Source organism: Vreelandella lionensis (assembly GCF_002087295.1).
GTDB lineage: Bacteria > Pseudomonadota > Gammaproteobacteria > Pseudomonadales > Halomonadaceae > Vreelandella > Vreelandella lionensis.
Map to the genome: position 1 here is coordinate 1 of NZ_MWVI01000012.1, position 11,496 is coordinate 11,496.

Consider the following 11,496-nt stretch of genomic DNA (forward strand, 5'->3'; position numbering starts at 1 on the left):
CAAAACAGGTGGGTTCGTCAGCAGTCTGAAACCCCCGCGCTTGCGGGGGTTTTTGCGCTTAACGGCCTGAGTCCGGCCAGTCGATAGGTTTTTCCTGGCCGCCGGGCAGCACCTGCCAAAAGCGGTCTGGGTCGTCGCCAGGGTGCCAGCCCCCCAGCGAACAGCGGACTTCCACCTGCAGCGCTTCAGCGGCGTGCTGGGCGCACTCCTGGTCGGTGTGCCACGGGGTGTGACCGCTATCGAACCAGAGGCTGGCCAAACCATCCGCGGCGTTATCCACCAGCAGCACCGGGACGCTATCGCCCTGATACTGGCCACGGGTTTTCCACTTGCCTTTTCCTGCTGGGCTAAGGGGCGGTGCACTCAGCACGTCAGCCAGCCAGGCGTTAATGTCATCCAGCGTGACCCGCGCCAGATACACTTCGATATCCGGAAACCGCTCCATCATACGCTTACATCGTCGGTGGTCAGTAGCGCTTGAAGGGTTGCTTCGTAGATGCGGCTCAGCGCATCCAAATCGCTAGCGCGCCCGCGCTCGTGCACCTTGTGAATGGTGTCGTTTAACGGGCCCAGCTCGACCACCTGTGCACCCAGTGTGGCAATGAAACGGCCATCCGAGGTGCCGCCGCTGGTAGAAAGCGCTGGGCGTTCGCCAGTCACGGCTTCTACGCCACGAATCGCCGCCTCTACTAGCTCACCTTCGGCCGTCAGGAACGGTTCGCCGTTCAGCGTCCAGTCGATGTGATACTCAAGGCCATGCTGATCCAGAATTGCCTCGGTGCGCGACTTTAATTCGTCATGGGTGACTTCGGTGGAGTAGCGGAAGTTGAACCCCACCTCCACGTCGCCAGGAATGACGTTAGTCGCCCCTTTACCGGCACGCAGATTAGATATCTGAAAACTGGTTGCAGGGAAGAAGTCGTTGCCCGCATCCCAGTGCTCGTTGGCGAGCGCATCCAGCGCCGGCATGGCTTGGTGGATGGGGTTGCGCGCTAGGTGAGGATAGGCCACATGGCCCTGCACGCCTTTCACATGCAGCACACCGCCCAAAGAGCCACGACGACCGTTTTTGATCACATCGCCTAGGCGAGTGGTAGAGGAGGGCTCGCCAACGATGCAGTAATCCAGGCGGTCATTGCGCTCGCGAAGATGTTCGACCACCGCACGGGTGCCGTCGATGGCCGGGCCTTCCTCATCGGAGGTAATCAAAAACGCAATGCGGCCGTCATGATCAGGATAGCGGACGACAAAGCGCTCCACTGCCGTCAGCATCGCTGCCAGGCTGCCTTTCATGTCCGCCGCGCCGCGCCCGCAGAGCATGCCTTGGTCGTCGATGCAGGGCTCGAAAGGCGGAAATTCCCAGTTAGTGTGTGGCCCGCTGGGCACCACGTCGGTGTGCCCCGCAAACGCCAGCACCGGGCCGTGGTGACCACGAACCGCCCAAAAATTCTTCACATCGCCAAACGGTAGCTGCTCGATATGGAAACCGAGCGCCGTTAAGCGCTCGATCATCAGGTCCTGGCAGCCTTCATCGTCGGGGGTCACCGACGCCCGGCCAAGCAGCTCAAAGGCCAGCTTCAGCGTAGGCGACAGTGAGGCAGGCTCCGTTATGGGCATGCAGCGCCTCGTTCAGCGCAATGGCGCTTTTATTGGTCAGGCACTCGATGCGTCGAGTTTGTAAGTTGCGGCGCAGCAGCAGGTCGTCTTGGCCCGCCAGCTCGCGGGCGGCAACGGTGTTCACTTCCTGGCCCTGGTCATCCAGCAGCGTCACTTTGGAGCCTGCGGTGATGTAGAGGCCGGCTTCCACGGTGCAACGGTCGCCCAGCGGAATGCCGATACCGGCATTGGCACCAATTAGGCAGCCTTCGCCCACTTTAATGATGATGTTACCGCCGCCAGAGAGCGTGCCCATGGTGGAGCAGCCGCCGCCCAGATCAGAGCCTTTGCCGACCATAACGCCTGCGGAAATGCGCCCTTCGATCATGCCGGGGCCTTCGGTGCCTGCGTTGAAGTTAACAAACCCTTCATGCATGACCGTGGTGCCTTCACCCAGGTAAGCGCCCAAGCGCACACGAGCGGTGTCGCCGATGCGGATGCCGGTGGGCACCACGTAATCGGTCATTTTGGGGAATTTGTCCACGCAGTCGACGGACAGCGTACGGCCAGCCAGGCGCGCCTTCAGGCGGCGCGTGGGCAGCTCTTCGATATCGATTGCGCCTGCGTTGGTCCAGGCGATGTTACGCAGCAGGCCGAACATGCCGGTCAGGTCCAGGCCGTGGGGCTTCACTCAGCGATGCGACAGCAGGTGTAGCTTCAGGTATACCTCAGGGGCGGTTTGCGGCGGCTGGTCGCTCTCCAGGAACATCGCCACCAGCGGGCGCTTGCTAGTGGCCAGCGACTCGGCCAGGGCGGCCTGCTCGGAGTGGCCTGCCGCTTCCAGCGCTTTGGCCAGGCGGGTGCAATCTTCCGGCAGGAAGCTCACCGGGGCATTGCCTGCCGGTGCATCCAGCGCTTCTTTGGCGGCGGCGACCAGGCTCGCATCCGGATTGAGCAGCGGGGCCGGGTAGTAGATTTCCAGCCAGTCGCCCTGGGTGTTTTGGGTGCCGATTCCAAGCGCGAAGCTCAGCATAACGCGTATTCCTTAGAGGTTAGTGAGAGAAAGTGGGTGAGAGAAAGTGATTCAGGGTTAGCCGCTTAGCTTGTCATAGTCGCCATCGCGGTAGCCGATCTGAATGGAGCCGTCGTCGAGCTCCAGTAGCGGCCGTTTCAGTAGCGTTGGGTAGGTGAGCAGCAGCTGTCGCGCCGAGTTGCCATCGTAATCTTTCTCTTCGTCAGAAAGATCGCGCCACGTTTTGCTGCGTTTGTTGATCACCTCAACCAACGGTACGCGATTCAAGATGTGCTCAAGCAGCGCCGCAAAGGCGCCATCTTTACGCAGGTCGTGGGTTTTATACATCAGCGCTTTGTCGTCCAGCGCTTGGCGCGCTTTGCGGCAGGTGTCGCAGGTTATGAATGATGTAGAGCGTCAGCATAGAGCCTCCCGTCGTCGTCTTAAGCGGCGCGGCGCGTTAGCCGCGCTCGATCAGTTGGCGAAGGCGCTTTGCCGCTTCTAAGGTCGGCTCAAGCTCCGCCACTAACGCTAAGCGTAGCCGACCTGCGCCCGGGTTATGGCCGTTTTGTCCTGGGCGGCCCATCAAGCTCCCAGGAAGCACGCTTACGTGCTGTTCGCTGAATAGCCGCTGGGTAAAGGCGATATCGTCGCCACCCGGCACCGCAGGCCAGAGGTAGAAGCTCGCTTCCGGAGTGGGAAAATCCATCACCGGGGCCAGCACATCCGTCACCGCGCTGAATTTTTCGCGGTAGGCATCGCGGTTGGTGCGCACGTGGGTTTCGTCTTGCCAAGCGGCAATGGAGGCATGCTGTAGCGGCAGCGACATGGCACAGCCGTGATAGGTGCGGTAGCGCTTAAACGGGGCGAGTAGGTCTGCATCGCCTGCCACGAAGCCAGAGCGTAGGCCCGGCAGGTTGGAGCGCTTGGAGAGCGAGTGGAAGACCACGCAGCGGCGGTAGTCATCGCGGCCAAGCTCGACGCAGGCCTGTAAAAGTCCAGGCGGCGGTGCGTTTTCATCCAGGTAGAGTTCGGAGTAACACTCGTCGGAGGCGATGATGAAGTCGTGCTCATCGGCCAGAGCAATCAGCTGTTTGAACTCGGCCAGCGGCGTGACGGCACCGGTCGGGTTGCCCGGCGAGCAGATAAACACGATCTGCACGTCGCGCCAAGTGTCGGCGCTGACCGCTGCAAAATCGGGGCGAAAGCCGTTCTCGGCGGTGCAGTCCACAGGTAGAGTGGCTCGCCGCCTGCCAGCAGAGTGGCGCCTTCGTAAATCTGGTAGAAGGGGTTGGGTACGGCCACTTTTGCGGGGCGGGTGCGGTCCAACGCGGCCTGTACAAAAGCGAAGATGGCTTCGCGAGTGCCGTTCACCGGCAGTACTGGGCGCTCGGTATCCAACCCCGCCCGTTGGAAGCGTTGGGTGGCCCAGGTCGCAATCGCGTCGCGTAGGGTGGGAAGGCCGTTGGTGGCCGGGTAGCGGGCCATTTCTAGCTGGTGGACAATGAGAGCGTCCAGCGCGCCTTGATAGGGGGCATGTTGGGGTTCGCCAATGGTGAGCGGAATGTGCGTCAGTCCCGCCGGTGGCGTTAGGCTCGCTTTGAGAGCGGCCAGCTTTTCAAACGGATAGGGATGTAGGGAATTGAGATCAGGGTTCATGGTGCGTCCGTTGAGAGCTTAAGGGCGGGAGCGGTAGGCAAAACCATTTATCGAACCGCCGATTATAGGCAAGCCCTGGTGCAGGCTCAAACCTAACCACCAGGGCAGGGCGACTTTATGGTTTAGACGCCTAGCACTTCTATCAGCCGTTCACGAAGCTGCTGCTGGCGTTCTGGGTCGGTGAGCGGCTCGCCTGCTTTGGTAGTGATGAAGAAAACGTCCTCTACCCGTTCGCCTAGCGTGGCAATTTTAGCGGCTGAGAGCGAGATATCCTGCTCCATGAAAATGCGCCCTACCCGAGCCAGCAGACCGGGGCGGCCGGGGGCGGTCAGTTCCAGTAGGGTGCGTTCATTGGCCGGATCCTGCTCGATCACCACTTCGGTCGGCACTTTGAAGTGCTTGAGCTGGCGCGGCGTGTGCCGAGTGACAATCTCGGGGTAGTCGTCCGGGTCATCCAGCTCTTCTACCAAATGGCTGCGCATCTCTTCGATGCGCTCCGGGTCACGAATCGGCTGGCCGTGGCTATCCAACACGATAAAGGTGTTGAGCGTCCAGTCGTTGTGCGATGGCGATGCGGGCATCGTGGATCGAGAGTCCGAGCTGCTCCATGGCGGCAGCAGTGGCGGCGAACAGGTCATCCACCGAGCGGGTGTGGATGAACACTTTGGTGCCGCCTTCGGCCATGTCGGCGGTGGGAGCACTGATCAGCACCAACGGCAGCGGTGACGGCTGGTGCGCCAGAATGCCTTGAGTCTGCCAGACAATTTCGCTGGGTGCGTACTGCAGGAAGTTATCTTCCCCCAGCGACTCCCAGAGCTGGTCTATTTGGCCACTATCGACTCCGACTGTTTGCAGCAGCGAGCGTGCTTCGGTGCGGGTTTCGCGCACCCAGTCGTCCCGGTCCGGTGGATTTTTCAGCCCACGGCGCAGGGCGCGTTTGGTTTCCGCGTGAAGCTGACGAAGCAGCGACGCCCGCCAGCCGTTCCACAGTGTGGGATTGGGGCGTTGATATCGGCAACGGTGAGCACGTAAAGGTAGTCCAGGCGGGTCTCGTCGCGCACGATCAGTGCGAAGTCGCGGATCACATCCGGGTCGCTGATATCTCGCTTTTGGGCGGTCATCGACATCAGCAGGTGATGCTCCACCAGCCAGCTCACCAAGTTGGTGTCGTGCTGGGAAATATGGTGGCGATGGCAGAACTGCTCGACGTCCCGCGCGCCGGGTTCTGAGTGGTCGCCGCCGCGCCCTTTGCCGATGTCGTGAAACAGTCCGGCTACCCAGAGTAAATCAAGCTTGGGCAGTTGATGGATCAGCGTGGCCGCGACGGGGAAGTCGCGTTTGGCATCTGGCTTGCGGAAGCCGTGAAGAAACTTCAGCAGGCGCAGGGTGTGGGCATCCACCGTATAGATATGGAACAGGTCGTGCTGCATCAGTCCTACGGCACGGCCAAACTCCGGTAGGTACTTGCCAAGAATGCCGTAGCGGTTCATGCGACGCAGCTGACGGGGGACGTTGCCCGGTGCCCGCATAAGGGCCATGAACAGCCGTTGGGGGCGCGGGGCTTCCCGGTAGTGGTCGTCAATCTGGTGGCGGTGGTCGCGAATCAGCCGCATGGTATCGGCGCGCACGCCTTCGATCTCCGGGTGCTTGGCCATTAGCAGGAAGAGTTCTAGCATGGCCGCCGGGCGCTCGCGGAACAGGTTGCGGGAGCGCACCTGGATGTAGCCGCCCTTGGTTTCAAAGCGTTCGTTCAGCTTAACGGTTTCCAACGACTCCTTGCCGCGCAAAATCGCTTCGTCGAAGTGCTGTAGCAGCATATCGTTGAGCCCGGCGAGGGCCGTCACGTGGCGGTAGTAGCGTTTCATGAACTGCTCGACCGCGAGCCGCTCGGGGGTATCCCTAAAGCCAAACATCTCGGCAATGGTGCGCTGGTGATCAAACAGCAGGCGGTCTTCGGCTCGGCCTGTGAGCATAGGCAGGGCGTAGCGCACCTGCCAAAGAAACGCCTGGCCCTGGCTGAGAATGCGCAGCTCCGCGTCATTCATAAAGCCGTTGGCGACGATGTCGGTGTACTGCTCGGTGCCGAAATGACGCTTAGCCACCCAGCCAATCATCTGGATATCCCGCAGGCTACCGGGAGAGCTTTTTAAGTTGGGCTCCAGGTGGTACTCGGAGTTGTTGTAGCGGTCGTGGCGAGCAATTTGCTCTTGCCACTTGGCTTCAAAAAAGCGGTCGGCGGGCCACAGGTTCGGGGTGCTCAGGCGCTCGCGCATCTTCTCACGCAGACTTTCCGGCCCGGCAATGAGGCGCGACTCCAGCAGGTTGGTAATCACCGTGACGTCTGCTTCGGCTTCCCGCTCGCAGTCGTTGAGCGAGCGAACGCTGTGGCCAATCTCCAGACCGATATCCCAGAGGAAGGTGATAAAAGCGCTCAGCGGCTCCCGGTAGGGGGTATCGTCGTCGTGCTCAAGCAGCAAGAGCAGATCAATATCCGAATGGGGATGCAGTTCACCACGCCCGTAGCCGCCCACGGCCACCAGCGCAACGCCGTCATCGGGCCAAGCATGCTGCGCCCAGGCAATGGCGAGAAGCTGGACAAGATACCAAGCCCTGCCGCGTACCAGATCGCGAATATCGCTGCCTGCGCGAAAGCGTTCATCCAGGCGTGCCTGGATTTCCCGCAGCGCGGCTTTAAACGGGGCGATAGGAGAGCGCGACCCGGCAAGCTCAGTGCGAAACAGGTCTAGATCATAAAGCGACGTGTCCGGCTCGAACCGGTAGTGGTGAAGGAGCATCAGGCGTTCAGAAAGCTAAAGTCTTCGTCGCTGCGTGCAGTGAGCACGTCAACGCCGGTGTCGGTCACTAGCAGGGTGTGTTCCCACTGGGCCGACAGGCTGCGGTCTTTGGTGACGGCGGTCCAGCCGTCGCGCAGCACTTTGGTTTTGTAGCCGCCCACGTTAATCATCGGCTCGATGGTGAAGCACATGCCCGCTCCTAGGCGGATGTCAGCATCCGGTGCATAGCCGTCGTAGTGCAGGAACTGCGGGTCTTCGTGAAAGTCCGCGCCAATGCCGTGGCCGCAGAAATCACGTACCACCGAGTAACCATGGGCTTCGGCGTGCTGCTGAATCACACGGGCAAGCTCAGAAAGACGCACGCCGGGTTTCACCAGCTCAATGCTTTTATACAGGCACTCTTGGGTGATGCGGCACAGCCGTTCGCCCTGAATGGTGTCGCCCACCACGAACATCACGCTGGAGTCGCCGTGGTAGCCATCCGGTGTGCGCACGGTGATGTCCAGGTTCATGATGTCGCCGTTTTTGAGCTTTTTGGCGTCATCGGGGATGCCGTGGCACACCACGTGGTTGATGGAGGTACAGGTTGCTTTGGGAAAGCCGTGGTAGTTCAGCGGTGCCGGCGTCGAGCCCAGCTCGTTAACAATGTACTCGTGGCACAGAGGGACGATCTCGCCAGTGCTAATGCCCGCTTTAACGTGGGGAGTGATCATTTCGATAACGCTGGCTGCCTGGCGACCGGCTTCGCGCATTTTCTCGATTTCAGAAGGCGTCTTAATAGGAACGTTCATGAATTCTCGATGTGGCTTCTGGGTAAGTGATGGGTCGCAAATGAAAATGCCGAAACGCGGCCGCGACTTCATCTTGGCAATGATCTATGGTATAAAGCCGCGCGCTTTCCTGCAATCGCCATCCAATGCTTCTATACTGGCTGGCGCTACGCGAAAGGGCAACGAGATCGCAACGCAGCACCGCTGGGTTGCACAACAGCAAGCCTTGAAAACACACATGCACCGGCACATGGTCCCGGGTGCCTTTAGCGACGTTCAACGACGCTACTGGTCGGATCCATGGGGTGCGTGGAGGCCTAACCCGAGTTTCAGGAGTTTTACCATGTCTCACGTTAATATGCGTGACCTGCTGAAAGCAGGTGCTCACTTCGGTCACCAAACCAAGTACTGGAATCCGAAGATGGGTAAATTCATCTTCGGCGCGCGCAACAAGATTCACATCATCAACCTCGAGCACACCCTGCCGGCGCTGAACGAAGCGATCGACGTGGTCGAGAAGATGGCGGCATCCAACAACAAAATTCTGTTTGTTGGCACCAAGCGCAGCGCTAGCAAGATCATCAAAGAAGAAGCGAATCGCGTTGGCCAGCCGTTCGTCAACCATCGCTGGTTGGGCGGCATGCTGACCAACTTCAAGACCATTCGTCAGTCCATCAAACGTCTGCGTGATCTGGAAGTGATGCGCGAAGACGGTACCTTCGAGAAGCTGACCAAGAAAGAAGTCTTGATGGCAACGCGTGAGCAAGAGAAGCTTGAGCGTTCTATCGGCGGTATCAAGAACATGGGCGGCCTGCCGGACGCACTGTTCGTGATTGACGTTGACCACGAGCGCATCGCGATTAACGAAGCCAACAAGCTGGGGATCCCGGGTATTGGCGTGGTAGATACCAACTCTAACCCAGATGGCGTTGATTACGTGATCCCGGGTAACGATGACTCCATCCGCGCTATCCAGATCTACGTGAAGGCGATTGCCGACGCGTGTGGTCGCGCGAAAGAAGGTCGTCCGGACGAGTTCGGCGAAGTGACTGAAGAAGCCGCTTCCGCCGACACTAACGCAGCTGCCGAGTAAGGCTGCAGTGGTGCGGCGGGCAGGTTGAGCCGCCCTGTGTTAAGAGGGGGCCTTATGCCCCCTTTTTCCCGCTTTGAGTTCGCTCAGGCGGGCCGATCATGCCGGATTAATGCCGGCAAGCGCTCTGCACAGTGATACGCAACGGTCATCTATCGTGCTTATACTCTGTAGCGCGTTTAACTCTCAGTTAGAACCATTTCAAGGTGAAATCTCATGGCAGCTATCAGCGCCTCTCAGGTTAAGGAACTGCGCGAACGTACCGGTCTTGGCATGATGGAGTGTAAAAAAGCACTCACCGAAGCCGACGGTGACATCGAAGTCGCGATCGAAAACCTGCGTAAAAGCTCTGGTCTTAAAGCCGCGAAAAAAGCGGGTCGTACCGCTGCAGAAGGTGCGGTTGTTACTCGTGTAGCAGAAGATGGCAGCTACGGCGTAATGGTCGAAATCAACTCTGAAACCGATTTCGTTGCCCGTGACGACAACTTCATCGACTTCTCCAACAAGATCGCTGATGCGTTCTTTGCGGCGAAAAACGAAGACGTTGCAGCGGTGATGGCGGGTGACCTTGAGTCCCCTCGGGAGCAGCTGGTTCAGAAAATCGGCGAAAACATCGGCGTGCGTCGTGCCGTTGTCGTGAATGCCGTTGAAGGTGGTCTGGTGGGCGAATACGTTCACGGTGGCCGCATTGGCGTTCTGACCGTTCTGAAAGGCGGCACCAGCGAAGCAGCCAAAGATGTTGCGATGCACGTAGCGGCGATCAACCCGGCGGTTGCGCATCCTGAAGAGATGCCGCAAGAGCAGCTGGACAAAGAGAAGGCAATCATCCTGGCTCAGCCGGACATGGCCGGTAAGCCTGAGCAAATCGCTGAGAAGAAGGTTCAAGGCCGCCTGAAGAAGTACCTGGCCGAGAACAGCCTGACCGAGCAGCCGTTTGTTAAAGACCCGAACCAGTCCGTTGCTGAGTTCGTCAAAGCAGCTGGTGGTGAAGTGGTTAGCTTCACTCGCTTTGAAGTGGGCGAAGGCATCGAGAAAGAAGAAGTCGACTTCGCTAAAGAAGTCATGGAACAGGCTGGCCGTCGCTAAGGTCAGAGGTTCCAGTAAGAAGATGGCGTGCGCGCGAGCGCACGCCTTCGTGTATCCGGCCCCTGTGAAATACAGGTGCCACCTCGCCCACCTGTGCCCAGGTCTGCCTCAGGAGAGCTGCCATGTCACGTGATGTTCAAGAGTCTACCCCCACTGCTGCCCCCAAAATCGACAAGTCAAAGTCAAAATACAAGCGTATTTTGCTGAAGCTATCGGGCGAAGCGCTGATGGGTGAGCACGATTTTGGTATTGATCCGAAAGTGCTGGATCGTATGGCGCTCGAGATCGGCCAGCTGGTCGGTATTGGCGTACAGGTCGGTATTGTGATTGGTGGTGGTAACCTGTTCCGTGGTGCGGCGTTGAACGAAGCCGGAATGGATCGGGTCAGGGTGACCACATGGGAATGCTGGCAACGGTGATGAATGCCCTCGCCATGCGTGATGCCCTGGAGCGCTCTAATATTCGCTCGCGGGTGATGTCAGCGATTCCCAGGAGCGGTGTGGTGGAGCACTATGACCGCCGCACTGCCATCCGTTATTTAACGTCTGGCGACGTGGTGCTGTTCTCTGCTGGCACCGGTAACCCTTTCTTTACCACCGACTCTGCTGCTTGTTTGCGCGGCATTGAAGTGGATGTAGACGATGTCATCAAGGCCACCAAGGTGGACGGCGTGTACAATAAGGACCCGGTGAAGCACCCTGACGCCGTGAAATACGACCAGCTCTCCTATGACGACGCTCTGGATCAGAAGCTGGGCGTAATGGATTTGACCGCAATCTGCCTGGTACGTGACCATAATATGCCGGTGCGGGTATTTGATATGAACAAGCCTGGTGCCCTGCTTAACCTCGTGGTTGGAGGCAAGGAAGGCACGCTGATAGACAGAGGGTAACAACGTGATCAACGACATCAAGAAAGATGCAGAGTCTCGCATGAAGAAGAGCGTTGAGGCGCTGCACAGCAACTTCAACAAGATCCGCACGGGTCGTGCTCACCCCAGCATCCTGGATGCAGTGACCGTTGAGTATTACGGTGGCCAAGTGCCGCTGAACCAAGTGGCTTCTGTCAACGTTGAAGATGCCCGTACCCTGGCGGTGGCTCCTTGGGAGCAGTCCATGGTGGCCAAGATCGAAAAAGCGATCATGACCTCTGACTTGGGCCTCAACCCCTCAAGCGCAGGCAACGTGATTCGTGTGCCAATGCCGATGCTGACCGAAGAGACACGCAAGGGTTACATTAAGCAGGCACGTAGTGAAGCAGAAAACGCGCGCGTGTCTGTGCGTCACGTTCGTCGTGATGCTAACGGTGATTTCAAATCCTTGCTTAAGGATAAAGAAATTACCGAGGACGATCAGCGCCAGGGCGAAGACGAAATCCAGAAGCTGACCGACAAGTATATCTCTGAGTGCGATAAGCCACTTGCCGCAAAAGAACAGGATCTCATGCAGGTTTAGTGATTGTTGTTAACATCACTGCCTGCGTTCACTT

Annotated in this window: 6 protein-coding genes and 5 pseudogenes; 4 read left to right on the forward strand and 7 right to left on the reverse strand. The window is 58.9% G+C overall.

Annotated features, from left to right (window positions below; all coding sequences use genetic code 11):
• Positions 1–58 precede the first annotated feature (58 nt).
• The 7 genes and pseudogenes from B4967_RS01255 to map all read right to left on the reverse strand — a co-directional run bounded on the left by B4967_RS01255 (position 59) and on the right by map (position 7,853).
• A complete protein-coding gene (locus tag B4967_RS01255; protein WP_083023121.1) occupies positions 59–448 on the reverse strand; it encodes a hypothetical protein in 390 nt (129 codons plus the stop codon).
• On the reverse strand, positions 445–1,617 hold the full coding sequence (gene dapE / locus B4967_RS01260; protein ID WP_083023123.1) for a succinyl-diaminopimelate desuccinylase: 1,173 nt from the start codon (positions 1,615–1,617) through the stop codon (positions 445–447). The genes B4967_RS01255 and dapE overlap by 4 nt, the downstream gene beginning before the upstream one ends.
• Positions 1,565–2,629: pseudogene (gene dapD, locus B4967_RS01265) on the reverse strand (2,3,4,5-tetrahydropyridine-2,6-dicarboxylate N-succinyltransferase). Before dapD ends, dapE begins: the two are co-directional and overlap by 53 nt.
• 57 nt (positions 2,630–2,686) lie before the next feature.
• Positions 2,687–3,032: pseudogene (locus tag B4967_RS01270) on the reverse strand (Spx/MgsR family RNA polymerase-binding regulatory protein).
• A gap of 36 nt (positions 3,033–3,068) precedes the next feature.
• Positions 3,069–4,267 (reverse strand): annotated as a pseudogene (gene dapC / locus B4967_RS01275) (succinyldiaminopimelate transaminase).
• A 122-nt stretch (positions 4,268–4,389) separates the two neighbouring features.
• Positions 4,390–7,062: pseudogene (locus B4967_RS01280) on the reverse strand ([protein-PII] uridylyltransferase).
• Positions 7,062–7,853 carry a type I methionyl aminopeptidase gene (gene map, locus B4967_RS01285; protein WP_083023126.1) on the reverse strand — a complete coding sequence of 264 codons (792 nt, stop codon included), beginning with the start codon at positions 7,851–7,853 and terminating at the stop codon, positions 7,062–7,064. Before map ends, B4967_RS01280 begins: the two are co-directional and overlap by 1 nt.
• 322 nt (positions 7,854–8,175) lie before the next feature.
• Here map and rpsB point away from each other — a divergent pair, with 322 nt between their 5' ends.
• The 4 genes and pseudogenes from rpsB (at position 8,176) to frr (ending at position 11,462) form a co-directional block, all read left to right on the forward strand.
• Positions 8,176–8,925: a 30S ribosomal protein S2 gene (rpsB, locus tag B4967_RS01290; RefSeq protein ID WP_083023127.1), complete on the forward strand. Its 750-nt coding sequence runs from the start codon at positions 8,176–8,178 to the stop codon at positions 8,923–8,925.
• Between the two features lie 213 nt (positions 8,926–9,138).
• Complete coding sequence (tsf, locus tag B4967_RS01295; RefSeq protein ID WP_083023129.1) at positions 9,139–10,008, forward strand: translation elongation factor Ts; 870 nt, start codon at positions 9,139–9,141, stop codon at positions 10,006–10,008.
• Between the two features lie 122 nt (positions 10,009–10,130).
• A pseudogene (pyrH, locus tag B4967_RS01300) lies at positions 10,131–10,900 on the forward strand (UMP kinase).
• A gap of 4 nt (positions 10,901–10,904) precedes the next feature.
• The gene (frr, locus tag B4967_RS01305) at positions 10,905–11,462 is read left to right on the forward strand and encodes a ribosome recycling factor (RefSeq protein WP_083023130.1); all 558 of its coding nucleotides are present in this window, start codon (positions 10,905–10,907) and stop codon (positions 11,460–11,462) included.
• Positions 11,463–11,496: the final 34 nt, after the last annotated feature.